The sequence below is a fragment of the Nitrosomonas ureae genome, assembly GCF_900206265.1.
Taxonomy (GTDB): domain Bacteria; phylum Pseudomonadota; class Gammaproteobacteria; order Burkholderiales; family Nitrosomonadaceae; genus Nitrosomonas; species Nitrosomonas ureae_C.
The window spans coordinates 2221282-2248012 of sequence record NZ_LT907782.1; the positions used below are offsets into that span (position 1 = coordinate 2221282).

Here is a 26731-nt window from a genome sequence, read left to right on the forward strand (position 1 = left end):
AGCTGCAGTGTGTGTTAATCCGATTGCTGAAAGTGGATTCAAAAATAAGAATCTGCCGGTATGTCGCTTAATTCCGGCAGATGAGTCACGTTCCCAGCAGATCAGCCTGGGGCTTGTCTTTGCTGGAGACTATGATTTCTCGGCGCTTGCTGTCTCACCGGCAGCTTCTTCAGACAGTACCGATCTTGGGATCACGATCGTTGCTACAGGTAAATCGTCACCTTTGGCCAATGCAACAGTCTCCACGTCTTTAGGCAAAACCAGATCGCTCAAGTGAAGGGTATGTCCAGCGGTAAGTTCTGCCAAATCGACAGAAATAAATTCAGGTAAATTACCAGGAAGACAGGTGATATCCACTTCGGTCAGGATATGCGTAACAATTCCGCCGGAGGTTTTTACGCCCGGTGAAATTTCTGCATTGATAAAGTGCAGTGGAACCTTCATGTGTATTTTCTTGTTCTTGTCGACTCTCTGAAAATCCACATGCAGTACCTGTTTTTTGAAAGGATGCATTTGCACATCACGCAATAATACGGGTTCTTTTTTCCCCGCAACGCTTAACGTAAGAATGGATGCATGAAATGCTTCCAGCTTGAGCTTATGAAACAGATCATTATGATCCATCTCGATGGATTGCGCTGCCTGATCGCCACCATAAATGACTGCTGGCACCTTGCCAGAACCACGCAGGCGGCGGCTCGCACCCTTTCCCTGCAATGTGCGTTTGTCGGCACTGATTTCTATTTTCATCTTTACTGCTCCATGTTGATGGCTTGTTCGCGACCAAACAAGCCGGTTAAAAAATCGGTTTATTCCATAAATAACGAGCTCAACGAGCTTTCATTGCTGATGCGCAGCATAGTTTCCGCCAGCAGATTGGCAATGCTTAACTGACAAATGCGATCACAGGCCATTGCATCGTTGCGCAGCGGTATCGTATCCGTGACCACCAATTTATCCAAGGCCGAGTTTTGAATGCGCTCCACCGCACTACCTGACAGAACGGCATGGGTCGAATAGGCCAGCACTGTTCGCGCACCGTGTTCTTTTAATGCTTTCGCCGCTTCGCACAACGTATTTGCAGTATCTACCAGATCATCGATGATGACACAGGTGCGATCCTTGACTTCTCCAATGATATTCATTACTTTCGCTTCGTTGGGTTTAGGGCGCCGTTTATCGATAATGGCCAAATCACATTCCAAACGTTTGGCCAAGTGCCTGGCGCGCACTACTCCACCCACATCCGGTGAGACCACGATCAGATTCTGATAATTGTGTTTCCAAATGTCTCCCAGCAAAATGGGCATGCCATATATATTGTCAACAGGGATGTCAAAAAAACCCTGGATTTGATCCGAGTGCAGATCCATAGTCAATAACCGGTCAACGCCAACAGTAGTCAGCATATTGGCTACCACTTTGGCAGTGATCGCCACGCGTACCGAGCGGGGTCTTCTATCTTGCCGTGCGTAACCAAAATACGGGATTGCAGCAGTAATACGACTTGCAGACGCACGTTTTAAGGCATCGACCATCACCAATATTTCCATCAAACTGTCATTGGTTGGTGCGCAGGTCGATTGCAGCACAAAAACATCCTTTCCACGCACATTCTCGAGGATTTCCACCATGATTTCACCATCACTGAAACGCCCCACATTTGCTCGTCCCAGGTGAATGTTAAGATGCTTCACAACATCCTGGGCCAATTTAGGGTGCGCGGTGCCGGTAAAAACCATCAAACTGTCATAAGACATGTTTTTTCTTCGTTCTTTGAGCTAATTAGCTGGAAAAGGGAACACTGATTTATTTTGTCAAACGAGCTACTTTCAACGATCCATTGTCAGATTTGACTATTGTTGTTATATGTTAAAAATCACTGAAATTTATACAAACTGGCAGGGGAGGTAGGGATCGAACCTACGAATGCCGGAATCAAAATCCGGTGCCTTACCACTTGGCGACTCCCCTATATCTTTATTTTATTGTCTGTTGCAACGGATGGTAGTCCAGTCCTCTTGCCATAAAGCCTGTCATACTATCAGGAATGCATTCGAAAACCGCCTGTGCTTCCATTTCAGATGCAAACTCAGCAAAAACGCAAGCACCTGATCCACTCATCGCCGTTATTGTAGTATTTTCTTGCTGCTTTAGCCACCCCAAACAACGCGCAACTTCCGGGTATAGCCGACAAACCACTTGCTCCAGGTCATTATGGCCTTGCCAGACAGAAAAGGGCGGTATTTTGATAGGAATTGTGTTGCGTGTCAATTCCTTACTCGTGAAAATTTCGGCGGTTGATACGTGTACAGGCGGTATCAGAACGACATACCAAGCAGGCGGTAATTTAATCGCGGTCAATTTCTCACCGATTCCCTCGGCGAAAGCATTTTCCCCAAAAATAAATACCGGAACATCGGCACCTAGCTGCAGCCCTAATTCGAGCAATTGTTGTTTGCTTAAATTAATCTTCCACAAATGATTTAATGCTAGCAGTGTAGTGGCCGCATCCGAGCTCCCGCCACCCAGACCACCACCCATGGGGATTTGCTTTTGCAGAAAGATGTCAATGCCTTGCGTGGTTGCGGTTTTTTGTTGCAGCAGCCGGGCAGCGCGTACGCATAGATCTTTTTCTTCCGGTACGCCGGCAATCGGAGTATGGAGTTTGATGATGCCGTCCGAGCGTAATGCGAAACTGATCTGATCAGAAAAATCTATAAACCGGAAAACGGTTTGCAATAAATGATAGCCATCCTGTCTGCGGCCAACGACATGTAAAAAAAGATTCAGCTTGGCAGGGGCAGAAAACGTATGCATGAATAATGATAGGACAGTTATGTTTTAACGAGAAAATTACTCGATGTTCCAATTGTCTACTATCAACCGGATTCTCAGGTTGTCATAGAACAAATTGATTACGCGGGGGAGCATTGGGGAATTCGATCGAGCTGGAGTGAAGCTACTATAATGAATATGCCACCCATCTTGACGGATGGCGATAACTTGATCCGTTCTATCCAGATCTTTTTCGGCCGCAGTGAGTGGCGCATGCGTTCCCTGGATCCAGTACTGCAAACCGTCAAGTGGCATGCGCCAGCCCAAAATTTGCTCAGTCAGACTTTCCACATCGGTGGCATAAAACGCCTCAAGCTTTGAGGTAATTAAGCGTACACCTTCGCTGTCTTTCGTGATTTCCGCGACTGCCTGACCTAACGGTGTGAATAGTAAGATTTCATCGCTGGCAGTCATATGCTGCCAGCGAAAGTTACCCGAAAAGCTTTGGCTCTTGTCTTGAACGGATATTCTGCCCACGATATTGAAATCACTGGCGGAAATATTCGGAATATTGGCAGCAAGCGGCTCGGTGAAAATAGTTGTCGCAATTGCGTCCGATGGAGGTTGAGTCGGTAATGTTCTGCAGCCGGGAAGGAACAGAATGAAACAGCTTATCAAAAATCCCAGAATAACACTCAGTTGATGCGCTCTGATCCGGCTTGCGGGTAATTTAGAATTTCCAGAAATAATGCAAAAATTAATCAATTTCAATTCATTAATTACCAATACGCAAGAAATGCATAGGAGGTTTTAATTATTTATGGTTTTATTGGTTTGGTGATAATCGGGCAGAACAATATTCAGTTCCAGTGTTTCTTGATTCTCGTCTTGTTCGAAATTAACGGAGATTGCGTCCTGATCCACATTAACATATTTGCGGATAACGTCTAGAAGCTCTTTCTGCAATTGCGGTAAATAAGACGGTTGATTGCGATAAGTGCGTTCATGCGCGACAAGAATTTGTAATCTTTCTTTGGCAAGCGATGCGGTCTTGGGTTTGGATGATCTGAAATAGTCCAGTAAGCTCATTTTCTTCCTCCGAAAAGCCTCCTGAGAAACCCTTGCTTACCATCAATAAATCGATGTGGCAGTGTTTCTCCTAAATAACGTGCGACGACATCGGCATAAGCCTGACCTGCCTCGCTTTTTTCGTCCAGAATGACTGGTATGCCCGCATTGGATGCGGATAAGACAGATTTTGACTCAGGAATAATGCCTAACAACTCAAGAGACAAGATTTCCTGCACATCTTCCAGGCTCAGCATTTCACCCAATCTTACCCGGTCGGCATCATATCGGGTTAACAATAAATATTCCTTGATGGGTTCTTCATTTCTTTCAGCGCGGCGTGATTTGCTCGACAGAATACCCAACATGCGATCGGAATCCCGAACGGAAGAAATTTCCGGGTTAGTTACGACAAACGCGTCATCGGCAAAATAAAGCGCTAAATTGGCACCTTTTTCGATACCCGCGGGCGAATCACAAACAATATATTGGAAATCCTTGGATAATTCATCCAGTACTTTGCCCACGCCTTCATGGGTCAGTGCATCTTTATCCCGTGTTTGCGAAGCAGGCAGGATATAGAGAAGATTGCAATTTTTGTCACGGATAAGTGCTTGATTGAGACTGGCTTCTCCATTGATAACGTTAATAAAGTCATAAACAACCCGACGCTCGCAGCCGAGAATTAAATCCAGATTCCGCAAACCCACATCAAAATCAATTACCGCTGTTTTATGGCCTTTTTTCGCCAGTCCCATGGCAATTGCTGCGCTTGTTGTTGTTTTTCCAACGCCACCCTTGCCCGACGTCACGACTATAATTCTTGCCAATTGAGCCTCCTTTGCTATTTGGTTTTAAGCAATCTCTTTAATGATCAACGCATGATTCTGTAAATACACTTGTACCGGACTGTCGTATGTTTGCTTATTTAAATCTTCACTGGTTTTATAATCTCCCGCAATAGAGATAAGCTCTGCCTGCAAATCGAAGCAAAATATTCTAGCGGCTGTATTGCCGTGTACACCTGCCAGGGCGCGGCCTCGCAAGGTATTATAGACGTGTATGTTACCTTCGGCCATAATTTCAGCGCCTGCGCTGACTTGAGATAAGATGATTAAATCCCCGGACGAATAGACGCGCTGCCCGGAGCGGATCGGCTGGGTAACCAATACTGTGGCCGCAGGTACGGGTGGAGTTGCAGCGGGTTGCACGGATTCCTTGACGATAGCTACTTCCGGTTGTGCGGGGGGCTGCTGGATGCTTTCCTGTTTTTGTGCTTCACCGATGATGATCGGGTTACCCAGCTCGCGTACCGTATCGATTGGAAGTGATAGAGCACGTGCTTGCTTATTTTGTTGTTCATTACCGCCACGAATTCCGACAGGAAAAAAACCGATTCTTTTCAATAGCTGCGCGATCTGAGCAAAATCCAAATCCAGATTCAATTTATTTAGCTCACGTAAATCGATAATCAAAGGCGAATCTTTGAAAAAATCCGGTGCCAGATTGATTTTCTCGTGCAGCATGTGCTCTATCGCAACCAAGTCATTCGTATAAAGAATAAGAATGGGTGAGAAAAAAGTACTGCTTTTAAATTCAAGAATTGGAGAAGTATTTAACATTTTTCAGAATGCATTGTAGCAGTATGAGGCCCGCATCGGGATTCATTCATTATGTGATTAATGGCTTTTTTATCATGAGGTTGATTATAAGTCTTACGGATAAGGAAGATCAGTCGATGACTTTCTTTTTGGTAAGGCGTTGTAATGTCTCAAGTAAAACTTCATTGCCCGGTTCTTTTTCTAAAGCGGATCGCCAAATATTTAGGGCATCGTTCTTAGCGCCTTGCATCCACAGCACTTCACCCAAATGTGCTGCGATTTCGGCATCCGGGCGGACGGAAAATGCCAAGTTCAGGTAATTTAACCCTTCTGTCAGGTTGCCCATGCGGTAGTACACCCACCCCAAACTATCCATGATATAAGGATCCTCCGGGGCGAGCTCGACGGCTTTCCTTATCAGTTTAAGCGCTTCCGGTAGTTGAATGCCACGTTCAGCAAGGCTGTAACCTAAGGCATTGTAGGCATGAGCATTGTCAGGCTTGAGCTGTATCAGCTTGCGCAGATCCTGTTCGAGAATCTTAAATTTGCCGATTTTGTCTGCGGCCAGGGCACGATCATAGAGCAGTTCCGGATAATCAGGCAGTTTCTTCAATCCTTCATCAAGCAGATCAAATACTTCCTGGTATGCTTTTGATTTGCGCAGAATCTGCGCTTCCGCCAAAATTAAATGAGCAGCTTGCTGATCATTGGCGGCCGGAAGTTTTTGTAGATGTTCACGCGCTTCTTTCAGATATCCTTTTGTTGCCAATAAATCTGCATAACGTATCTGCGCGGGTAAATAACGCCCCCCGCTTTTGACCATCTGATACGCTTCCATCGCCATTTCAGGGCGATTCGTTTCCTCATAAATTTGGCCCAAATGAAAATGCACCGCATTGGTATCTTTGTATCCCAGACTAAGCGCTTTTTTAAAGCTCGTTTCGGTGACATCGAAATCACCCATTTCCGTCGCTAACAGCCCGGCAGCCAGCATGATTTCAGCATCATCCGAATTTTTGTCCATTAGCCATTGCAATTGTTCTCGCGCCAAATCAGCCTCGTTGCCACTTATTAATACCCGAGTATACGCGATCCGTACTTCATTGCTTTCCGGGTATTTTTTTAGATAGTCGTGATAAAATTCGCTGGCATCGTCAATTGAGATACGCTGCAATATTCGTCCATTATGGATCGCGGCGATTTCCCAATCCGGGCGCAGCGCCAGTGCGCGTTGCATTTCGTCGGATGCCAGTTGATGTTGATTGGCAAACCATGCTGCCTGAGAGATGGCGAAATGAACTTCCGGGAGTTCCTTATAAGGCTGGGATAATTGCTGTATCAACTGTAACGTTGCGGCCTTATCCGGATTCCGTGACAACAACTGATTAAGCTGCATAAATGCATTACCTAACCCTTCTTTTTCCGTGGCGAGCAATTTCTCAAGATGAGGCTGCGCTGCATCCAGCTTGCCAAGATTGACTAATAAGGCTGCGATGGTTTGACGGGCATCCACTGAATCCGGTTCAAGCTGAATCCACATCGTTGCCGCCTGTTCGGCGGCAAAAGTATTGCCCGCATGCAGGGAAATTTCTGTTGCACGCTTGGCAATCCGGGGGTCGCGCGTGGTTTTGGCCAGTTTGACATAGCGGTTTACCGCAACATCCAGGTTGCCACGCTGTAATGCGGTTTCGCCGATCAGGAAATCAAATAAAATCGGGGCGGTTAATTCTTGCTTGGGTAAATTAGCCTGACTGACGTCTTCCTGCTCGTTGGATTCCTCCGTATTTTCTATTTCCTTGTTTGCAGGTATCTGCGCACAGGCAGTCAGTCCGGAGAGCAATAACACACATAGAAGTTTAAATTTCATGAGAAATCCGATTGGTTTTCAAAAATAAGATAAATCTTACAGTCTGTTCATTTTCATGACCCATAATGAGACCCTAAAACCTTAGTCCATTATTATTCTTTTTCTGCAGCGCTTCGGATTCGTTGCGTGATCATTTTTAGCATAATGCGCATATTCTACTTTTATACTTGCAACAAAGTGAATAAATAATTATTTAGCATAAGTGGGATTGAATGTCATCATGAAAAATGAATTGGATTGCAAGAAGGGGAATCATTGATGGATTTATGATTGGGAAATGCTGAGAACAACATTAAATCATGAAAGTTCATAATTGTATCGGCTGCGCTAAAATTCAAGCATACTATCGCATCCGCATGAATTTTATCTATGGATACTTCCAATTTTGATTCTCTTGAATAATTCTTACGTTAAATTAATTATTGTTTATTTGTTGGGTGCGCTGACAGTTCTGGGTTTTGCGCCTTTTTATCTTTTTCCGGTTCCAGTGGTTACTCTCGCCGCGTTGCTGGGTTATTGCCATAATAGTTTATCCCCGATCAAAAGCGCGGCATTGGGATTTTGTTTTGGCATGGGATTGTTCAGTGCCGGCGTCACATGGATTTATGTCAGTTTGCACGATTTTGGTGCGATGCCGATGCCCATCGCGGTTGTCGCATTGATTATACTTTGTGCTTATCTGTCGCTTTTTCCCGCCTTGAGCCTGTGGTTATTGACTCAGCTTCGTCTGACTTCGCCCTTCCTCTGGGCCGCGCTGGCCGCTGCATTGTGGATAGTATTTGAGTGGTTGCGCGGAACCTTGTTTACCGGTTTTCCCTGGTTGCTGATGGGATACTCACAAGCGCCTTTCAGTCCCTTGGCTGGCTTTGCACCGATTGTCGGGGTATATGGTATTTCAATGATTGTGGTATTCAGCGCTGCCTTGCTCTTTTTCTGGGTTGATAAAGGGGTCAGGCAATGGCGGTTCGGGGTGCCCTTAATACTGATTTGGTTCGGCGGATATGGTTTACAGGCAATTCATTGGGTGCAGCCGCAAGGTGAGCCGGTAACGGTGAGCCTGCTGCAGGGCAATATCGCTCAGGACATGAAATGGCGCGAGGATCATCTGGAAAATACGATGCAGACCTATGCCCGGTTGATTCTGGAAAGTGATAGCCGCCTAATCGTAACACCGGAAATTTCCATCCCGCTGTTCAGCAATGTCGTGCCGAAATCCTATCTGTCGCATCTGGCCGAACACGCCAGAAGCAATAATGGCGATGTGTTGATCGGGCTGGCGGAGCGCGCTGCCCATGACGATAACGAATATTACAATACCATGTTCAGTTTTGGTTCGGCACCGGAACAAAGCTACCGCAAACATCACTTGGTACCCTTTGGTGAATTTATTCCGCTAAAACCCGTATTCGGTTGGGTTATCGATGTGTTGCAAATACCGTTATCGGATTTTTCGCGCGGCAGCCTGGATCAACAGCCGATGAATCTTGCGGGGCAGCGCGTTGCAATCAATATTTGCTATGAAGATGTATTCGGTGAAGAGATTATTAATCAATTGCCGCAAGCGACAATGTTGGTCAATGTGAGTAATGATGCCTGGTTCGGACGCTCGATCGGGCCGCAGCAGCATCTACAGATTTCGCAAATGCGCGCGCTGGAAACCGGGCGCTATATGCTGCGTGCTACCAATACAGGCGTAACCGCGATCATCGACGAGCGTGGCCAGGTATTGCAGACTATTGAGATTTTTACCACTGCGGCATTGCACGGGCTGGCGCAAGGTTTTACCGGAGCCACGCCTTATGTGCGGATGGGAAATTACCCGGTACTCGGGCTCGCCGGTCTGTTATTGTGTATCGGATTGTTATCCGCCTTTCACGCAACCAGGAAAAACCGGTAAAATCCGCATTACTTCATTTGAGAGCGGTTTAATCCAGATTCTTCATGTCAACACTTACTTTTCAGGAAATCATCCTGACCTTGCAGCGGTATTGGGATAAGCAAGGATGCGCGATTTTGCAGCCTTACGATATGGAAGTCGGCGCGGGAACCAGCCATACCGCCACCTTTCTGCGCGCGATCGGTCCTGAACCCTGGAAAGCCGCATACGTGCAACCCTCGCGCAGGCCTAAAGATGGACGCTATGGCGAAAACCCTAACCGCTTGCAGCATTATTATCAATTTCAGGTGGTGCTCAAACCTGCGCCGAAGAATATTCTGGATTTATATTTCGACTCATTGCATGAGCTGGGTTTTGATCTGACACAAAATGACGTGCGCCTGGTAGAAGATGATTGGGAGAATCCCACCCTGGGCGCCTGGGGGTTAGGCTGGGAGGTTTGGCTCAATGGCATGGAGGTGACGCAATTTACCTATTTTCAACAGGTTGGCGGGATTGACTGCAAACCCGCGACCGGTGAAATAACTTACGGGTTGGAGCGGCTTGCGATGTACTTGCAAGGCGTGGAAAGTGTGTTTGATCTGGTCTGGACCAAAGGATTGACTTATCACGATGTGTATCATCAAAACGAAGTGGAGCAGTCTACGTATAACTTTGAACAAAGTGATACGGAATTTCTGTTTCTGGCGTTTGGCAGGCACGAAGCGCAAGCGAACCATCTTATCGAAAAGCAGTTGGCGCTACCCGCTTACGAGCAAGTATTGAAAGCGGCGCATACGTTTAATCTGCTTGATGCGCGCGGCGCGATTTCGGTCACGGAGCGGGCTGCGTATATCGGGCGCATTCGCAATCTGTCGCGGCAAGTTGCCAGGGCGTATTACGATAGCCGCGCAAGCCTGAGTCCTCCTTTCCCGATGGCACCGCGTGAATGGGTCGCACAGATGCCGGATAGGGTGAAATCTGCATGATGACTCAGAACCTACTCGTTGAGCTATTGGTGGAAGAATTGCCGCCCAAATCGCTAAAGCAGCTGGGTGACAGTTTTGCACAATTGTTGACTGCCAGCCTCAAGGCGCAAGGATTGATGAGCCAAGAGGCGGCCGTCACTGCCTATGCAACACCGAGGCGATTGGGGGTGCATATCGGCAATGTCGCTGCGCAGGCCGCCGACAAAGCGGTCACGCAAAAATTGATGCCGGTCAAAGTCGGGCTGGACGCGCAGGGACAAGCCACACCGCCGTTATTGAAGAAACTGGCGAGCCTCGGCGCGGATGCTTCAGTAGTGCCGCAACTCCAGCGCGCGTTGGACGGTAAAACAGAAACGCTGTTCTGGGATAGCATTGCTACAGGCATTTCACTGACCGATGGCCTGCAAAAAGCGTTACAGGAAGCCATTACCCAATTACCGATTCCCAAAGTGATGACGTATCAGCTCGCGGATGGTTGGCAAAGCGTCAACTTTGTGCGCCCTGTGCATGCATTGGTTGCATTGCACGGCGCTGATATTGTTTCCGTCAATATTCTGGGGCTGCAAGCCGGGCGCGAAACACAGGGGCACCGTTTTGCAGCGAAAATCAGTCCCATCGTATTGCGCAATGCCGACAGCTACGCGCAGCAACTGGAAACCGAAGGGGCGGTGATTGCCGGTTTTGCCGAACGCTGCTTTGAAATTACGCGCCAGCTTACTTCAGCCGCCTCACAGGAGCAGCTTACCCTGATCGACGATGATACTTTGCTGGACGAAGTGACCGCACTGGTCGAGCATCCCAATGTGCTGGTTGGCACATTTGATGCGGAATTTCTGCAAGTGCCGCAGGAGTGCCTGATTCTGACCATGAAAGCAAATCAGAAATATTTCCCGTTGCTGGATGCGCAGGGAAAACTGGCCAATAAGTTCCTGCTTGTTTCTAATATCCGTCCTACCAATCCTACGCAAGTGATCACCGGCAACGAGCGTGTGGTGCGTTCACGTTTGGCCGACGCTCAATTTTTCTTTGATCAGGATCGCAAAAAAACGCTGGAATTCCGCGTGCCCGAACTGGATAAGGTGGTTTATCACAACAAACTGGGTACGCAGGGTTGGCGCATGCACTATGTTCGTATCATCGCAACCAAGATCGGCGAGCAATTAGGTGGGGATGCTTTGGGTGATCAGGCTTTTGAGGCTGCTACGTTAGCCAAGGTGGATCTACTGACCGATATGGTGAGTGAATTTCCGGAACTGCAAGGCATTATGGGGCGCTATTATGCGCAACATGAAGGGCTGAGCGACGATATCGCCTTTGCCATCGAAGACCATTACAAACCGCGCTTCGCCGGCGATGCATTGCCGCGCAATCCGGTTGGCGTTTGTGTTGCGCTGGCGGATAAACTGGAAACATTAGTGAATATGTTCGGAATTGGTGAAATTCCGACTGGTGATAAAGATCCGTTTGCATTGCGGCGCCATGCACTTGGTGTTATAAGAATTTTAATCGAGAAAAACTTATCGCTTCAGCTAAATGAACTGATCGATCTGGTAAAAAATGAAATTTATAACCCTCTGGAACTCGATGTAAGTACACCGGATTTACGTGATTTACAAGTATTCATTTACGATCGCCTCGCTGGTAATTTACGCGAACAAGGCTACACCGCCCAGGAAGTCGACGCTGTGCTCAGTTTAAATCCGCAGAAGCTAAGCGATATTCCCAAACGTCTCGCTGCCGTGCGTACTTTTACAGCGTTGCCCGAAGCCACCAGTCTGGCGGCTGCCAACAAGCGGGTGAGCAATATCCTTAAAAAATCGGAAGGCCACATTCACGACGCAATTCATACCAAATTATTACAGGAAGAGGCTGAGCAGGTACTTCATCAAACATTGACAACGCTGTTGCCGGAAACAGAAAAAGCTTTTGCAGCAGGTGATTATACCGCTTCGCTGCAAATTCTCGCCAAGCTCAAGTTGCCGATCGATATCTTTTTTGATCATGTGATGGTGAATGTAGAAGATGAGCTGTTGCGTAATAATCGACTGGCCTTATTGAGACAACTTCAGCAAACGATGAATCGTGTAGCTGATCTTTCAAAATTGGCTGTAAATTAACATGAAACTGATCATCCTCGACCAAACCGGCGTGATTAATCAATGCAGCGATACCTTTATCAGAACGCCGGAGGAATGGATTCCCATTCCAGGCAGCCTGGAAGCGATTGCCCGGTTGACGCATTCCGGCTATCGCGTGGTCCTTGCTACGAATCAATCGAGCATTGGCCGTGGCTTGATCGATATGGCGACTTACAATGCCATTAATGACAAGATGTATAAAGCTATTCATCATGTTGGTGGCCGCATCGATGCGATATTTTTTTGTCCGCATACCTATGCGGATAAGTGCGCTTGCCGCAAACCGGCCACGGGTTTATTCGATGAGATCATGCAGCGTTACGGTGTTAATTTAACGAATGTTGCGGTTGTCGGTGATTCATTAAAAGATCTGCAAGCTGCGGCAGCAGTGGGTGCAATACCTGTTTTGGTGCTGACCGGCCACGGGCAGATAACGCAAACTTGCCAGGAAATTCCATTCAATACGCAGATTTTTGCGGATTTGTCGGTTGTCGCTGATACTTTGATCGGGGAGGAATGATATTGGCAGTTTTACGGTCAACCCTGTATATGTTGTTGCAGATCATCATCACGCCCCCGTACGCATTACTGACACTCGCGTGTTTTCCATTATCGCCGCATAACCGTTACCGCGTGACTTCCAGCTGGACGTTCATCATGCTGTTTTTGTTGCGTAATGTGTGCGGCATCCGCTATCAAATCATCGGCGCGGAAAATATTCCGAAAATCCCGAGCATTGTGCTGTCCAAACATCAGTCGGCATGGGAAACGCTGGCGTTCCAGAAAATTTTTCCGCCTCAGGTGTGGGTGCTGAAAAAGGAATTATTACGCATCCCGTTTTTTGGCTGGGGGTTGGCGATGACCAGCCCGATCGCGATCGACCGGAGCGCCAAGAAAAAAGCCCTGGAGCAAATCGTCGAACAAGGCAAAGACCGGCTAAAACAAGGGTTCTGGATCGTAATATTTCCGGAAGGCACGCGCATCCCGCCGGGGCAACGCGGCAAATACCGTATCGGCGGTGCATGGCTGGCAACGCATACAAACACACTGGTAGTGCCGGTCGCGCACAATGCCGGCGAATTATGGGGGAGAAATTCTTTCATCAAATACCCTGGCACCATTACGGTCAGTATTGGCGAACCCATCGATCCGACCGGCATGGAACCGGGCGAATTAAACGCGCAAGTGGAAGCCTGGATTGAGTTTGAAATGCTACGTATCAGCCAGAAAAATCAACAAAAAGCATAAGCGTGCTCGTTCACACTGTTCTGAATGATAGGAAAATCAGCTACACACTGAGATGGTGCAAACGCAAGTCGGTGGGTTTGACCATTAATCACGAGGGCTTGAAAATCAGCGTGCCGCTGCAGGCCACTGTGTCGCATATCGAAAGCATTTTGCAACAAAAAGCCGGTTGGATCACCAAGAAACTGGAGCAATGGCAAAGTAAAAAAAGTTTGGCGATATCATGGACACATGACGCCATCTATCCGTTACTGGGCGAACCGTGGCATATTGCATTAAAACCATCGGGTGAAATTGAAATGGTACGGTATTCCTTCAATGAAACCACGCATGCGGAAATTGCAGAGCCATCCTTGGTGCAACTCAACCCCCGTCAAATTGAGAAATTCGTCATGGCCTGGTACGGTCAGCAAGCGATCACCTGCTTCAAACAGCGCATCGCAATCTACGCTTCGGCACTCAATCTACCGGTACCACCATTCCGCTTATCAAATGCCAAAACCCGCTGGGGCAGCTGCAACAGCCGTGGCATTATCCGCCTCAACTTGCGCCTGATCCAACTGCCGTTGCATTTAATTGACTACGTCGTCGCGCATGAATTAGTGCATTTGGTTGAGATGAATCACTCGAAGGCGTTTTGGGAGGTGGTGGGGAGTGTTTATCCTGAATACCGGACTGCGCGTAGGATGCTTAGAGGGTATATTTAATCTGTTTTTTAGCATTGTTTACATAAACATGGCTTTTATTTGAATGGAGAATATGGAATGAAAAATTTCTTTGAAGCTAATCCTGGATTAACTGATAATTTTAGACGAGTAGCCCAAAAATCTTTAACAAATTTAGCCGAAAAACTTTCTAAACCTAACATCAATTTTTCTCCTTCCAAAAATTCTGAACAAAACCTTTTAGCACTAAAAGAAATAATTAAAAGTAATGGTCTTGAGATTGAACCTTCAGAATTGAATCAATGGTTACATGGTAATGAGCAATTTCTAAAGAATGAAGAAATGATGCGTATTGATGAACAGTTACTGCCTAAATTATATAAAAATTCAGCGCTTGTGCATAAAACGCTCTATGCTAATGCACTTGATCCAGTGGATTCAAGCAGGAGGAGCGGGCAAATTTGCAAACTTACTGTTGCCAATAAAAAGGGGCGAGTATTGTCGAATGGAACAGGCTATTTTCTCTCTGACGATTTATTACTAACGTGTAGACATGTTTTGTCTGATCAGCCTCTAAATGACTTGAACATTTCAGTGCATCTTCCTCATTTCCATGGACCGAGCCCCTATTTTCCCGGAGTTATAGCTCGATCTGAAATTCGTTTTCCTATACTCGAAACCCAAAATAAACCTACAATACACATTGAAAGTCCCAAATTACCGGATAATCAGGAAACAGGCACTTGGGATGGTGTTGTTGCTCCTCAAAATAGGCATCTTGATTACTGCATACTCGAAATTGATAAGAATGCCGAAATGTGGTCAATTGGTATTATTGGACCAAGATCTGAGTTGCCGCATGTCAACGCAAATTTTGTGCTAAGCCATTTACCCAATCAATTGCCCGCCATAAAAAAGCCTGCAACTCTATACCAAGCCGGTGAGCTTGAGGGAGAAACAATTCATGTGCATACTTTAACGGATGAACTTAAGATTGATACTATATCCGGCGGTAGCGTGTTGAAATCCAGTAATGAATTTCGCCGTATTCGTTACGGTGACGGCAAGAACATTGAGCACGGGGATTCTGGTAGCCCTATTACGAACTCTGAGGGTGAGTTAATAGGCATTCATAATGCCTATAGTCAAGATCAGCATGGTCAAGCAATTCCAATTGGAGAAATTTACAAAGACATTCAGGAGCGTTGCGTGGAAATTTATAACATAATCTTCGCAAACTAGCCTAATTAATGAGGTTTAGGATGACAACCAAAATAACTCTAAATCCAATCAGCAGTACCGAAATAGATTGGCTTAAGCAACCGGGATTAAATCATAAAAAATCCGAAGTTCTTTGCAGAATGGGAATTTTTAGTTATTACAAAACCCAATCTGAAATTCGTGAAGCAATTGGCAACGAATGGTCTCATTTAGAAGTTTGGGTTGATGAAGATATTGAGAATCAGGGATTTCTTGCTTGGACTGATAAAGTGGCGATATTGTCTTTTCGCGGCACAGATTCTGGAAGTGATTGGCTAATCAATGCGCAGGCTTTTTTTCCAGAGCAGCATGATCTAGGTGGACGCAGGCATAATGGATTTAATAAGATATGGAGTCAATGTTCAGCCCGAATTTTTGAAATCCTTGATAAGAATATCAATCCCGATAGCGTACTTTGGATTACAGGCCACAGTTTAGGAGGGGCTTTATCAACAGCTGCGGCGGCCGAATTTCTCAGTAATAAACCCAATAGGATTAAAGACTTCTATGTCATGACTTTTGGATCACCAAGATATGGAAATGAAGATTTTCAAAAAGCTTATGATCAAAGAATGCTACAAAAACATTGGTTCTACGCTAATCAAAGTGATCCCGTACCCCATTTAGGACCGAATTGGATGGGGTATCGACATACAGGAATACTCAAATATTTTTCCAAGCAGGGTATGTACTTAGATGTAGATAAGAATGCTGTAGGTTTGCAAGCAAGTATGAATACGGCAGAGGAAGGTGCATTAAATCATATGTATCTTATTGATAAAGATATAGAGAAATTTTCCCAATCGGAGATTGATCTGAAAATTCTAGTTACGGCAATGATGGCACAAGCAAATCAACCTGAGATTTCTATTATTAGTGGCGTTACTAAAATAGATGACGCTTCGGGAACGCTACAAGGAGATTCACTTTGGACAGCTGCAGCTCATAACAGCGCATTATATTGGAAGAATATTAATTTTATAGCCAATCTATGAAGATGGACAGCGAATAGCAGGATTACTTCAAGGATTGGAATGAGAACGGCATCAAGAACCATTATCATTTATTATCAATAACTTGCTATTGTATTCTTGTTATATAATTTCTATAATACAGATCATATGGATTAAATAGCATATTGCTCCTATTTGGCTGTCTGATTTAAGTTTCTTTAGACAAAAAATACAGTGCCTGCCTGCAATCCAATAAATAATCAAAGGAGAATTCCTATGAAAGGCAATACTAAAATTATCGATACTCTGAATAATCTCTTGGCGGGTGAGCTGACAGCGATGGATCAATATTTCACACATTCACGGATGTATGAGGACTGGGGATTCAGCAAACTCTATGAGCGAATCAATCATGAAATGGATGATGAAAAACAACATGCAGACCATTTGATCAAACGGATTCTGTTTCTTGAGGGCGTGCCTGTAGTGGGTAATCGTAGCCCGCTGAGGATAGGCAGTGACGTTCCGGAAATGCTGCAAAACGACCTGGATCTCGAACGCGCCGTGATCGTTTCATTGCGAAATGCTATTGTTATTTGTGAGCAGGAGCAGGATTTTCAGACCCGGGAAATTCTTGTTGGCATGCTGAGTGAAACCGAGGAAGATCATGCATATTGGCTGGAAAAACAGCTGGGGCTGATAGGAAAAATAGGATTGCAAAATTACTTGCAGTCTCAGATGTGACAGTTAGCCCAATCTAAATGTTGCAGGAAGATTTTTCCTGCAACATTTTTCTATGTTTTTTCATTCTTGGACTTAATCGATTTCCGGTATCGGTCTGTGCGCATCCGTTGGCGCGACATTTATGACTAAAATCGCGCCAACTAAACTAAACTGCTGTGCCAGCTACTCTGCAATTGACCGTTGCATTGTGTATTCCTGAATTTGCCAAGTAGAATAACAATCTTAGGCTCAATGGGTGTGGTTTCGCTTAGTTCAAACTGTTCATATCTTCTTGATATTTAGCCTTGCATTGTTCACCCTTGCCGCCTAAATCCAGCACACCGGTAGTTCTCATACATTCATTATATTCAAACAAAATATCATTCTTTTTTTGCGCAAGGTCCAATGAAGCTGAGAGCTGCTTAACTTGTTGAACGACATTCTTTAAACCGGTATCCGATGCGGCGCTCAAGCCTTCTATTTTTTCTTTGGTAGCGTCCAGTCTAAGCAAGGACTCTTGATTGATTTTTTTAGCTTGCGCCGCAAAGGCATGGTTGGCTCTATTGGAGTAATTTCTTAATTCATCCACATTTAGTTGTGTGATATCTGCCAGTTTCGTTTGGTAATTATTGAGTTCATCCTGAACAAAAGTATTGACGGCTTCTTTGAAGCCTTCCAAAGAACCGTCAATTTCTTCCTTGAATGTTTGCATTTTCTTTTCAACCAGTACTTTGACGTCGCCATCCAGTTTTTTCACAATGGTATCCGAAATTTTCTCTACCGGCGGGCGTGAATCGATTATTTCTGTTTTGGCATCGGTCAAGCTGGATTTGAGATCGTCTGCAAGTGATTTTTGCTTACTGTCAATTTGCTCGAGCGCGTTTTTTTCATTTTCCGCAACCAACCAGGAAATCAGTACCAGTTCCTTTTTCTTTTTCTGATCCAGACCATGAATCATTTCATCCAAAATACTCGCGGCTGCTTCTTTATCCGCAACACTTTTCATATGCGTCAGGTTGGCGGAATCCAACAAGTTCTGCAAATTACCCTGAATTTCGCTGATATTGGCATCCGCCCGGGTTAATATCAGTGACTGGCGATAGAATTCATAGGGCAAATAAACCAAAGCCAGAATGGCGCAAATTACGGAAGCCACTGCTTTCCAGCGTTTGTGCTGGATATAAAAACTCAGCCCAAGAAATACCAGCACTAGCGTGAAAACCGGCATTAGAATTTGCGCTATTTCCAGCCAACCTCTTTCTATCAGCGTTTCAATCGAAACAAATTTCAACATCTTGGTAATAAACTCGTTCATCAATGACTCCCCATATGACGAAAAAATGCAATTAAACGTAACGGCTATCGTAGAATACCGATAATTTATCATGGTATAGCCGGTTGATTGTATAAACTTTAACTTTCAGCATCGCCAATCCATCGGGTACATGACCATGGTCGAAATTAAATCTCGATGAATCAGGAAATAAAGTGCAAACAGCCTATATCAGTCACTCCGATTGTCTCAAACATGATCAGGGCGGATATCACCCTGAGAGTCCGTTGCGACTGATCGCAATCGAAAATGAATTAAGCGCAAGCGGCCTGCTGGCGAAGTTGCAACGTTATGATGCGCCATTGGCAACCGCCGAACAATTGCAACGTGTACATAAACCGGATTACATTGAAAGCATCGGGAAGATGGCTCCGGATGCCGGATTGATTGCGTTGGATGCAGATACCGCGATGAATCCCTTTTCGCTGAATGCTGCATTACGCGCAGCGGGAGCGGTTGTGCTGGCGACCGATCTGGTTCTGACAAACCAAGTCAATAATGCTTTTTGTGCCGTGCGCCCACCCGGCCATCATGCGGAGTCGGATCGTGCTATGGGCTTCTGTTTGTTCAATAATGTTGCAGTCGGTGTGGCGCATGCGATTGAACACCACCATTTGCAATGTGTTGCGATTTTGGATTTCGATGTGCACCATGGCAATGGTAGTGAAGAAATTTTCCGCAACAATCCGCATGTCATGCTGTGTTCCACTTTTCAGCATCCCTTTTATCCATACAGTGGTGCCAGTAGCAGCAGTGATCGCGCCATTAATGTGCCCCTTTCGCGTGACGCCGATGGTGCGGTTTTCCGAAAGGTGGTGAAAGAGTATTGGTTGCCGGCACTGAATCGATTCAAACCGGAAATGATTTTTGTCTCTGCAGGATTTGACGCGCATCGGGATGACGATATGTCACAAGTGTATTTGAGTGACGACGATTATGCCTGGATCACGCAGCAGATTAGAGCGATCGCGGATCAGTATTCACAGGGCCGTATTGTATCTGTTCTGGAAGGCGGCTATGAATTGCATTCATTGGCTCGTTGCGTGGCGGCGCATATACGGGTGTTGCATGCGGAAGAAATGTAGGAAAGACAGGGGTAGTTTTATCGTGTGACCGTCCATTCGCCTCGCTCGGGATCACTTCGGTTGGTGCATGATTGTGATAATACAGAAGCTGGAGCCAGTAACTAAGATTAAGTATTATATTTCCTGCGACGTGTCGTGAAACCAAGTAATCCTAATCCAGTAAGCAAAATGGTATAAATTTCCGGCTTTGGTACAGTCCTTATTTCTGTTTTTACATCGAAGCTATTATTGCTACTATGAAAAATTCCGAGGTTTTCCGTAGCAGCGCTAGGTAGCTTAAAATTAACCTCATCCAATAATCTTACATCACTATGATGATGATTTGCTGCAGGAATCAACGTCCCGGCAGTGATGGTTTTAAGATGTGTAATATCATTAGTTATCACCTCCTGATCGCTAATGAGAGGAATGTGCTGATCTGGTAGAGATGAAAAATTCACATTAAAAATGATCGTTTGTAAATTAATGATACTTGGTGCATTGAAACCGGCTGGATTTAGATTCGAATCCAGAAAAGCAGATGCATCGTTGGATAGAAAAATTGCATGTAATCGCGAGCTTGATGTCGAAACTGTATCGGCCATGATGCAATGAGTACTGATTAATACAGCAAACATTGTGCATGAAATTACAGTGTTCTTAATCACAGCATTTTCTCCATCATATTTAATGAATGAAAAACTTCAAAGTTTTGTAAGTATGTTTATTTGATGATCTGTAAATATTTCTTAATAAAGCTACAAATACGCATATATAGTATTAACAATAGCATTTTATTATTGCTTAATGCTGTGATAAAACTCACATCCAAAAGTTGTTGAATGGAATTTTGTGGAAGTGTTAGAAAGATTCTGATGAATCTCCCTGATACTTTTTGATGAAGTGAGTTTTTTTACTATCCACAATTTCTATGGATAACTTTGTGGATAACTCTTTCGCTTGATGAGCTAATCCACAATTCTTAAGGGGTTCTCTTAAATTGATGAATAAATTAACACTTTCATTATGGATAATTTATCAAACGGTTATGAGATATTTCTCAGCTTGACATGAAGTTATTTTCAGTAGTCACTGTATCTTGTCTAAATTGTGGATGATTCAGAGTCAAGAAAAATTGAGTGCACTGACGAGCGGGCATATTTTTCAAGGAAAAGAAAAACCTTTTCCAGCAAAGGCGATAAAGTCACTCTGGGAGATAATAGTCAGATCGCTGAGTTTATGGATAATATCATCAACGACGAGCGCGTCCTGGAATGAGTGAGGGAACGTCAGGTAATGACGTACTAAGACAGCAGTATTATTAAAGATGACTGTACCATTGAGATTGCGTAATGCCGCCTATCCGTTCAAACTGTTCCAGCGTGCTTTGCTCGTGAGCTTGAGAAGTTGCAAGGTAAGGAAGTTTTGAGGACTTGCATTTGTTACTCCTGAATGTTGTGGGGAATCTCTTATGATTAAAAGAGTAGATCTTCTGCATTGTTCCAAATGACATTTATTCAGCGCTTCCTCAAGTTTGTTAGGACGATCGCCTATCTATTGATGAGTAAGTTTAACTTATTGTTAGTTAACACACAGACAAAATCAGATCGGGTGTTTCAAAATGAAAATATTGCGGATAAGATTCTTCTAATTAAAGATAAATACAGATTGCGGCATAGAGATAATGAATATGTGGCTTTAAATAGATGGATTGAAGCTTGTCGCTTGAGATTCTAGAATCTGCTTATAATAGATTGATTTAAATGCTTTTGTGTTCATTCAAGGAAAACCGCTATGCTCGTGACTTTTACAACTGATGCGCATGCCAACATTACTATGTTTGGAGATGTTGCCTTTATCCTGCTGAAAATGATGGGGCACAGTAAGACTGTACCCGGTGCTATTTTGGCCGCAGATGTTCCAATGGCGTTGAGCCGGTTAAAGGCAGCTATAAATACCGAAAAGGCATCGCCATCGGTTGCAGCTAAAGATGAAGACGAAGACGATGATCAACTGGCAGTAAGCATTGCCGACAGAGCACTGCCCTTAATTAATCTACTGGCCGCAGCAGCAGAGGCTGAATGTGACGTGATGTGGAAATAAACTTATCGATAATCAGGCGGTAGCGATATCGCCAATAGCAGAGGAGTTAGAAACTGCTTTATTAGCACATTAGGTTATTGTTGATAATATTGCTATAACTTATTGATCAATCGATCAGAAACAACAAAAAGAGAATGAAAGAAGAAATTAAACAAAGATTACAAAAGAATGAAATCTGGCAGCGCGGACTCTATATGCTATTTTTCATTTTCATCTATGGGGTTTCAAAATTTGTGGTCATAGGCGTCATGTTATTTCAATTTCTTACGATTATCCTGACCGGTAACGTCAATGAACAATTACTACGATTTGGACAGAATCTTAGTACGTATCTTTATCAAGTTACATTATTTTTAACCTATAACAGTGAACAGCGCCCATTTCCGTTCAGCGCTTGGCCAGACGGTGTGCCTAATCATAAAATTCATTATCTGGATGAATAAATAGGGATTCAGGATAAAGCCGCGAAGTACAACCCGTTGACGCGCAGGCAGTTACAGCGCAATCGCCTGATCGCGAAAGTCCGGTATGGGGTAGAGCGCACCTTCGGCAGTCAGGCACGTTGGTAAAATCCTGCGTTACCGTGGTCTGGCCAAAGCGCATGCCTGGCATCTGCTCCTGGCAATGGCGTATAACTTGAAAAGACTGCCCCGACTCTTTGCCGAACGTCTAATGATCACGTAAACATAGAGGTGTTGCGCATTCTCATCCGGGAATGGCTGATTTAAAGGGATTATTCCCTGCTCATTTGTAGAAAAAAGACTAAAATATTTCCGATCGCTTACATGCAAATACCAGAATTACAGCGGAATAAGAGGCTTGTATGTTTTTGCAAAGGTCTCTTCCTGATTCTAAACGGTCGCCAGTATCGGCATTTTTCTTTCAGCACCTCGCTCCCTGCTTTCCCCTGGTATGAGGCCCTCACAATCAGTGCATCATCAATTTCAATCAATTCGGGTAAACGAGAATGGTGTCACGATGACCATAACAATGCGAATCTTGCGTAACATCTGAATGGCGCTAATCCACGACACATTAATCTACCCGGACAAACGCAACACAGAAATATCGCTTTTGTTTCAAGTAACCAGGTAAGTTGCCCGAAACCTTTTACCAAGTGGCGGATTGGTAGAATGAAACACCGTTCCTGCGGTCAGCGAAGTCTGAGTAGGGTTACATTCCCAGCAATGACGAGTGGTAATCGCAAAGCCGGGATCATGTCCGCAGCATGGGCAACAAAAACCTTCCGCTCAGAGCCTGCTGGGCGAGTCCTTGCGCACAGGCTTCTTCCGTTTCATAATGCTGGTGCCATTCCATTAAATTCATCTTCTGTCTTTTCATGTTCCAACTCATTATCCTTCTGATCTTAATCAATAAAGTAAAAATGACGGAAAATAGTTGATAGACATGTTCTCTATTGATCAATATTGCCGCGAAGATGAGATCGAGTTGATATGGCAGCCGCTGTCGAACCTGTTTTAAGATTTTTTATGCTTGTCAGTAATTCGGAAATGAGGGGTATGTTCTATTCAACAAACAAAAACGGGAGCCTAAGCTCCCGTTTTGGATTAAATCTAAATTCAGATTTATGCTGCCAATCCTTTTCTGCGACGCGTCATAAATCCAATCAAGCCTAAACCTGCTAACAGCATGGCATAGGTTTCTGGTTCTGGAACTGGTGAAGTTGCAACATACCAAGCGGAATCGTCATTACTGCCTATGCCTTGTACGTGTAATGCCAATTCTCCATTGAAGCCAGGTAGTGCGGTAGATCCTAAGCCTCCTACATTCCATGTAACTGATTCAAATCCCGTCAGCTTGTCATTTTTTGGATTGATCATATCGTACCTAAAATCAAATATACCCGTTGGTCCACCACCATTCTGCAGGTTAACTGCGGTTACGCCTCCACCTGCAACAGTAGAAATAGAAGTTGGTTTTACTCCGTCCACAGCCATTGATCCAATAAATGAACTGGAACCAAAGATGGTATTTAAATCTAAAGCGGTGAGAGTAAATGTCCAATTTCCACTACCATTATCGGTAATTTCCAAATCTGCAAAATATGGATTGGTTGGCCCATTTCCGGCTAGTAACTGTCCAAATTGATAAGACGCTGCTTGAACGGCTCCTCCACAAAGTAGAAAGCCCGTGATTATCATCGATGTCGTAAATTTGCGTAAAGTCATTTCGATAGGTCCTTAAAAAGTTTGTTTGACTTGCTCGTTCTCTTTTTGTTTCTGAATTTAAAAATTTAATAATTTAAGTTTGAGTAACTTTCGGTTTTACCGAGTGCCAATGCTATCTATCGTCATTTGTCTTCGCAATGGGAAATCAATACTTGTTTGTTAGTGCATTTGTACCATTTATTACTAGTACATCGAACACTATGACTATACATACCAGCAATGAGACCGTGTGAAGAATAAATACCGAGACAGTAGGCAGCAGGAAGGCACTGCATTAAATCAGCTGGCCGAGGCTTGTTTGGAATAATTGAAAGATTTATTCTTCATGATTGTTTCATGAAGCAATATGATCCATATAATGTAGAAAAATGTATCAATCTTTCATTTTTACAAGCTGCAGAAACAATCATCGCCAAGGGGTAGCAAGTCTTTGTAATTCTTAATAAGAAGCATCGTAATCAAGTTTCCACTTCGTAAACACAACCACAAAATATGTGGTAGAAGAATTTTGCCAAAAACAAATAGTTTTTCTTATGTAATAGCTTATACGAATAAATACAAATCTTAGGCTCGCATTTAACCACCCGCCACTGTCATGCGATCGATCAGAACCGAACCGCACTGTTTTGATCCGCGTACAATAACATCATCACCGATTGCAAGAATTCCCTGAAACATGTTTTTCAAATTACCCGCGATGGTGATTTCCTCCACTGGATGACTGATTACACCGCTTTCAACCCAGAATCCGGATGCCCCGCGCGAGTAATCCCCGGTAACCGCATTGATGCCATGCCCGAGCAATTCCGTGACTAGTAGGCCGGTGCCCATTTTCTGCAGCAAAGCATCAAAACTTGACTCAGTGTCGTCTCGCATGATCAGGTTATGCGAGCCGCCAGCATTGCCGGTAGTACGCAGCCCCAGTTTGCGAGCGGAATAGCTACTTAGGAAATATCCTTGCACAACACCATTTTCCACTATATTTCGCTCAACCGTTGCGACGCCATCATCGTCGAATGCACCGCTGGCTAAGCCTTTGTGTAAATGAGGTAATTCAAGAATCTGAATATGGGGCGCAAAAACTTGCTGACCTATGCTATTTAGCAGGAAAGAAGATTGGCGATACAAATTGCCACCGCTTACGGCAGAAGCAAAGTGTCCGATCAGACTGGAAGCGATCGGAGCTTCAAATAATACCGGCACTTCACAGGTATCGATTTTTCTTGCTCCTAAGCGCGCTGCGCTACGCTTACCGGCTTTTTGCCCGATGCTTTCCACCGCCTCCAGATCTATGGCATCGCGTGCGATGCCATACCAGTAATCGCGTTGCTTACTGTCGCCATGCTCGGCGATCATAGCGCAACTAATGCTGTGACGTGAAAGTGGATATCCACCCAGGAAACCCAGGCTATTGGCATAGATGAATTGTGATTCACTGACTGAGATTGATGCGCCTTCGGAATTAGCGATGCGCTTATCTGCGGCATAACCTGCTTGCTCGCAGTTTCGCGCCAGCTCAATAGCTTCCTCAACCGAGATTTGCCACGGAAAATATAAATCTAAATCCAGATAATCTTTGGCTAGCAATTCCACTTCCGCCAGCCCGGCGCAATCATCGTCCGCGGTATAACGAGCGATTGACAGCGCGGCTGCAACCGTATCGCTGATGGCTTGCGGGGAAAAATCGGAAGTACTGGCATGGCCGCGCTTTTGTCCCATATAGACGGTCACGGACAGTCCCTTGTCACGATTGTATTCAATCGTTTCCACAGCACCCTGACGTACGGTGACGGTTTGACCAAAACCATCGGAGACGTTGGTTTCGCAGGCGGTCGCGCCGCCTTTCCTTGCATATGCCAGAATATCCTGGCTAATTTGCTGTAGAGTGCTGATAGGATATGAAAATCGGGTTTCAGAAACGGTTAAATTATTCATGGCGCGCACTATAGACGAAAATATTAGCGAATTTCGAGTGAAATAAAGCGCTATGATAGCAGCTTATTGATACCGCATTACACAGGTTGCCGTGCAAAAAGAGCTGGGAAATGAGATCGAACAAGACATCGCGCCAAGCAAAACGAAGCGCAAGAAAGATATGCATGCATTGCAGGAAATCGGTGAGCAACTGGTAGAGCTGGATCCCAGGAAGCTGACTGAATTTGATTTACCAGAAATTCTGAGCGATGCGATTCGGCAAGCCCGGAGCATGCAGAAACACGGTGCACGTCGACGCCAATTGCAATATATCGGCCGCTTGATGCGTGAAGTCGATGCGCTGCCGATCCAGCAAAAACTCGATTCCTGGCGTCAGGTATCGATACACCAAACTGCCCGGTTGCACCAGCTGGAACGCTGGCGTGAATGCCTATTGAGCGATGAATACGCACTTACTGAATTTGCGCAGCAATATCCGGCCACTGATTTGCAGCGCCTGAGATCGCTGATCCGTAATGCAAACAAGGAAAAAGCCGCTGGCAAACCACCTAAAAGCTTCCGCTTGTTGTTTCAGGAATTGCAGGAGATTATTGCAGAGCCTTGATCAGGTTAACTCTTTATTGTGTGTTCGATCATTGCTGGGCTTGGTTTTCCTAGGAAATATCCGATCTTATTTGACTATAACAGTATTAATTAGTGTATCTATAGCAAAGGATATTTTCTATAATAATATTATGATGTTAGATAGAAAATATTTACTAATTTAAATTAACTTTTCCTGCAAAGCTATAAGCGCTCCGATTAAATCAATGTATCCATTGGCTGTACTATCAATATCTTGCTTATGCCCAGTAAGGTGTGAATTGCAGATTCTTCTTTTGTAATAAATTTCTTAGTGTTATAATCAAAAGCTTTTGTTATGCCTATACCCGTTAATGGGTGAA

25 protein-coding genes, 1 tRNA gene and 1 pseudogene are annotated in these 26731 nt (G+C 44.7%); 13 read left to right on the forward strand and 14 right to left on the reverse strand.

Translation table 11 applies throughout. The features are described 5' to 3' along the window. Nucleotides 1-129: 129 nt before the first annotated feature. The 9 genes from CPG39_RS10305 to CPG39_RS10345 form a co-directional block, all read right to left on the reverse strand. Nucleotides 130-750 (reverse strand): 50S ribosomal protein L25/general stress protein Ctc, encoded by a 621-nt coding sequence (locus tag CPG39_RS10305; RefSeq protein WP_096293294.1) that lies wholly within the window; start codon nucleotides 748-750, stop codon nucleotides 130-132. A 59-nt stretch (nucleotides 751-809) separates the two neighbouring features. Continuing rightward, entirely contained in the window at nucleotides 810-1760 is a 951-nt protein-coding gene (locus CPG39_RS10310) for a ribose-phosphate pyrophosphokinase (RefSeq protein ID WP_096293296.1), read from the reverse strand. Between the two features lie 139 nt (nucleotides 1761-1899). Further along, nucleotides 1900-1974, reverse strand: a tRNA-Gln gene (locus CPG39_RS10315). A gap of 6 nt (nucleotides 1975-1980) precedes the next feature. Next, complete coding sequence (ispE, locus tag CPG39_RS10320) at nucleotides 1981-2820, reverse strand: 4-(cytidine 5'-diphospho)-2-C-methyl-D-erythritol kinase (RefSeq protein WP_096293297.1); 840 nt, start codon at nucleotides 2818-2820, stop codon at nucleotides 1981-1983. A 36-nt stretch (nucleotides 2821-2856) separates the two neighbouring features. Beyond that, nucleotides 2857-3543, reverse strand: a complete 687-nt coding sequence (lolB, locus tag CPG39_RS10325) for a lipoprotein insertase outer membrane protein LolB (RefSeq protein WP_231990282.1) — start codon at nucleotides 3541-3543, stop codon at nucleotides 2857-2859. A 45-nt stretch (nucleotides 3544-3588) separates the two neighbouring features. Then, complete coding sequence (gene minE / locus CPG39_RS10330; RefSeq protein ID WP_013648810.1) at nucleotides 3589-3867, reverse strand: cell division topological specificity factor MinE; 279 nt, start codon at nucleotides 3865-3867, stop codon at nucleotides 3589-3591. Next, on the reverse strand, nucleotides 3864-4676 hold the full coding sequence (minD, locus tag CPG39_RS10335) for a septum site-determining protein MinD (RefSeq protein ID WP_013648809.1): 813 nt from the start codon (nucleotides 4674-4676) through the stop codon (nucleotides 3864-3866). The genes minE and minD overlap by 4 nt, the downstream gene beginning before the upstream one ends. 24 nt (nucleotides 4677-4700) lie before the next feature. After that, a complete protein-coding gene (gene minC, locus CPG39_RS10340) occupies nucleotides 4701-5468 on the reverse strand; it encodes a septum site-determining protein MinC (RefSeq protein WP_096293300.1) in 768 nt (255 codons plus the stop codon). A gap of 109 nt (nucleotides 5469-5577) precedes the next feature. After that, entirely contained in the window at nucleotides 5578-7314 is a 1737-nt protein-coding gene (locus tag CPG39_RS10345) for a tetratricopeptide repeat protein (RefSeq protein WP_096293302.1), read from the reverse strand. A gap of 394 nt (nucleotides 7315-7708) precedes the next feature. Here CPG39_RS10345 and lnt point away from each other — a divergent pair, with 394 nt between their 5' ends. The 9 genes from lnt to bfr all read left to right on the forward strand — a co-directional run bounded on the left by lnt (nucleotide 7709) and on the right by bfr (nucleotide 17184). After that, nucleotides 7709-9211: an apolipoprotein N-acyltransferase gene (lnt, locus tag CPG39_RS10350; protein ID WP_419866130.1), complete on the forward strand. Its 1503-nt coding sequence runs from the start codon at nucleotides 7709-7711 to the stop codon at nucleotides 9209-9211. 44 nt (nucleotides 9212-9255) lie between these two features. After that, nucleotides 9256-10179 carry a glycine--tRNA ligase subunit alpha gene (gene glyQ, locus CPG39_RS10355; RefSeq protein ID WP_096293306.1) on the forward strand — a complete coding sequence of 308 codons (924 nt, stop codon included), beginning with the start codon at nucleotides 9256-9258 and terminating at the stop codon, nucleotides 10177-10179. Next, entirely contained in the window at nucleotides 10176-12296 is a 2121-nt protein-coding gene (gene glyS / locus CPG39_RS10360; RefSeq protein WP_172424109.1) for a glycine--tRNA ligase subunit beta, read from the forward strand. Before glyQ ends, glyS begins: the two co-directional genes overlap by 4 nt. A gap of 1 nt (nucleotide 12297) precedes the next feature. Continuing rightward, nucleotides 12298-12837, forward strand: a complete 540-nt coding sequence (gmhB, locus tag CPG39_RS10365) for a D-glycero-beta-D-manno-heptose 1,7-bisphosphate 7-phosphatase (RefSeq protein WP_013648803.1) — start codon at nucleotides 12298-12300, stop codon at nucleotides 12835-12837. Further along, entirely contained in the window at nucleotides 12834-13565 is a 732-nt protein-coding gene (locus CPG39_RS10370) for a lysophospholipid acyltransferase family protein (protein WP_172424110.1), read from the forward strand. The genes gmhB and CPG39_RS10370 overlap by 4 nt, the downstream gene beginning before the upstream one ends. A 2-nt stretch (nucleotides 13566-13567) precedes the next feature. Beyond that, the gene (locus CPG39_RS10375; RefSeq protein WP_096293307.1) at nucleotides 13568-14269 is read left to right on the forward strand and encodes a M48 family metallopeptidase; all 702 of its coding nucleotides are present in this window, start codon (nucleotides 13568-13570) and stop codon (nucleotides 14267-14269) included. Nucleotides 14270-14326: 57 nt separating this feature from the next. Beyond that, entirely contained in the window at nucleotides 14327-15469 is a 1143-nt protein-coding gene (locus CPG39_RS10380) for a trypsin-like peptidase domain-containing protein (protein WP_096293308.1), read from the forward strand. Nucleotides 15470-15489: 20 nt separating this feature from the next. After that, nucleotides 15490-16482, forward strand: a complete 993-nt coding sequence (locus CPG39_RS10385; RefSeq protein ID WP_172424111.1) for a lipase family protein — start codon at nucleotides 15490-15492, stop codon at nucleotides 16480-16482. Nucleotides 16483-16716: 234 nt separating this feature from the next. After that, entirely contained in the window at nucleotides 16717-17184 is a 468-nt protein-coding gene (gene bfr / locus CPG39_RS10390; RefSeq protein WP_096293312.1) for a bacterioferritin, read from the forward strand. 247 nt (nucleotides 17185-17431) lie between these two features. Here the strand turns inward: bfr and CPG39_RS10395 are convergent, their stop codons facing one another. Beyond that, nucleotides 17432-18478 (reverse strand): hypothetical protein, encoded by a 1047-nt coding sequence (locus tag CPG39_RS10395; protein WP_096293314.1) that lies wholly within the window; start codon nucleotides 18476-18478, stop codon nucleotides 17432-17434. Between the two features lie 173 nt (nucleotides 18479-18651). On the opposite strand from CPG39_RS10395, the gene CPG39_RS10400 reads away from it, so the two are divergent. Further along, nucleotides 18652-19581, forward strand: coding sequence for a histone deacetylase family protein (locus CPG39_RS10400; RefSeq protein WP_096293316.1), 930 nt, complete (start codon nucleotides 18652-18654; stop codon nucleotides 19579-19581). Nucleotides 19582-19688: 107 nt separating this feature from the next. Here CPG39_RS10400 and CPG39_RS10405 read toward each other — a convergent pair whose 3' ends face one another. Beyond that, nucleotides 19689-20228, reverse strand: coding sequence for a hypothetical protein (locus tag CPG39_RS10405; RefSeq protein ID WP_096293318.1), 540 nt, complete (start codon nucleotides 20226-20228; stop codon nucleotides 19689-19691). Nucleotides 20229-21354: 1126 nt separating this feature from the next. Between CPG39_RS10405 and CPG39_RS10415 the strand changes: the two genes are divergently transcribed. After that, nucleotides 21355-21663, forward strand: coding sequence for a DUF1840 domain-containing protein (locus tag CPG39_RS10415; RefSeq protein ID WP_096293322.1), 309 nt, complete (start codon nucleotides 21355-21357; stop codon nucleotides 21661-21663). 134 nt (nucleotides 21664-21797) lie between these two features. Beyond that, nucleotides 21798-22106, forward strand: a complete 309-nt coding sequence (locus CPG39_RS10420) for a DUF4389 domain-containing protein (RefSeq protein ID WP_096293324.1) — start codon at nucleotides 21798-21800, stop codon at nucleotides 22104-22106. Between the two features lie 411 nt (nucleotides 22107-22517). Here CPG39_RS10420 and CPG39_RS14770 read toward each other — a convergent pair. The 3 genes and pseudogenes from CPG39_RS14770 to pmbA form a co-directional block, all read right to left on the reverse strand. Beyond that, nucleotides 22518-23004 (reverse strand): annotated as a pseudogene (locus CPG39_RS14770) (IS1595 family transposase); the annotation flags it as partial. A 245-nt stretch (nucleotides 23005-23249) separates the two neighbouring features. Then, complete coding sequence (locus tag CPG39_RS10425) at nucleotides 23250-23852, reverse strand: FxDxF family PEP-CTERM protein (protein WP_096293326.1); 603 nt, start codon at nucleotides 23850-23852, stop codon at nucleotides 23250-23252. Nucleotides 23853-24428: 576 nt separating this feature from the next. Continuing rightward, nucleotides 24429-25787: a metalloprotease PmbA gene (gene pmbA, locus CPG39_RS10430; protein WP_096293328.1), complete on the reverse strand. Its 1359-nt coding sequence runs from the start codon at nucleotides 25785-25787 to the stop codon at nucleotides 24429-24431. A gap of 91 nt (nucleotides 25788-25878) precedes the next feature. Between pmbA and yjgA the strand changes: the two genes are divergently transcribed. Then, nucleotides 25879-26391 carry a ribosome biogenesis factor YjgA gene (gene yjgA, locus CPG39_RS10435; protein WP_096293330.1) on the forward strand — a complete coding sequence of 171 codons (513 nt, stop codon included), beginning with the start codon at nucleotides 25879-25881 and terminating at the stop codon, nucleotides 26389-26391. Nucleotides 26392-26731: the final 340 nt, after the last annotated feature.

Bases quoted from the DNA above. Each gene is read 5' to 3' on its own strand.
- glyS (WP_172424109.1), top strand. From the start codon at position 10,176: ATGATGACTCAGAACCTACTCGTTGAGCTATTGGTGGAAGAATTGCCG.
- CPG39_RS10380 (WP_096293308.1), top strand. From the start codon at position 14,327: ATGAAAAATTTCTTTGAAGCTAATCCTGGATTAACTGATAATTTTAGA.
- bfr (WP_096293312.1), top strand. From the start codon at position 16,717: ATGAAAGGCAATACTAAAATTATCGATACTCTGAATAATCTCTTGGCG.
- CPG39_RS10415 (WP_096293322.1), top strand. From the start codon at position 21,355: ATGCTCGTGACTTTTACAACTGATGCGCATGCCAACATTACTATGTTT.
- CPG39_RS10385 (WP_172424111.1), top strand. From the start codon at position 15,490: ATGACAACCAAAATAACTCTAAATCCAATCAGCAGTACCGAAATAGAT.
- CPG39_RS10345 (WP_096293302.1), bottom strand. From the start codon at position 7,314: ATGAAATTTAAACTTCTATGTGTGTTATTGCTCTCCGGACTGACTGCC.
- CPG39_RS10370 (WP_172424110.1), top strand. From the start codon at position 12,834: ATGATATTGGCAGTTTTACGGTCAACCCTGTATATGTTGTTGCAGATC.
- glyQ (WP_096293306.1), top strand. From the start codon at position 9,256: ATGTCAACACTTACTTTTCAGGAAATCATCCTGACCTTGCAGCGGTAT.
- minC (WP_096293300.1), bottom strand. From the start codon at position 5,468: ATGTTAAATACTTCTCCAATTCTTGAATTTAAAAGCAGTACTTTTTTC.
- CPG39_RS10305 (WP_096293294.1), bottom strand. From the start codon at position 750: ATGAAAATAGAAATCAGTGCCGACAAACGCACATTGCAGGGAAAGGGT.
- pmbA (WP_096293328.1), bottom strand. From the start codon at position 25,787: ATGAATAATTTAACCGTTTCTGAAACCCGATTTTCATATCCTATCAGC.
- CPG39_RS10395 (WP_096293314.1), bottom strand. From the start codon at position 18,478: ATGAACGAGTTTATTACCAAGATGTTGAAATTTGTTTCGATTGAAACG.
- gmhB (WP_013648803.1), top strand. From the start codon at position 12,298: ATGAAACTGATCATCCTCGACCAAACCGGCGTGATTAATCAATGCAGC.
- minE (WP_013648810.1), bottom strand. From the start codon at position 3,867: ATGAGCTTACTGGACTATTTCAGATCATCCAAACCCAAGACCGCATCG.
- CPG39_RS10420 (WP_096293324.1), top strand. From the start codon at position 21,798: ATGAAAGAAGAAATTAAACAAAGATTACAAAAGAATGAAATCTGGCAG.
- ispE (WP_096293297.1), bottom strand. From the start codon at position 2,820: ATGCATACGTTTTCTGCCCCTGCCAAGCTGAATCTTTTTTTACATGTC.
- CPG39_RS10310 (WP_096293296.1), bottom strand. From the start codon at position 1,760: ATGTCTTATGACAGTTTGATGGTTTTTACCGGCACCGCGCACCCTAAA.
- CPG39_RS10425 (WP_096293326.1), bottom strand. From the start codon at position 23,852: ATGACTTTACGCAAATTTACGACATCGATGATAATCACGGGCTTTCTA.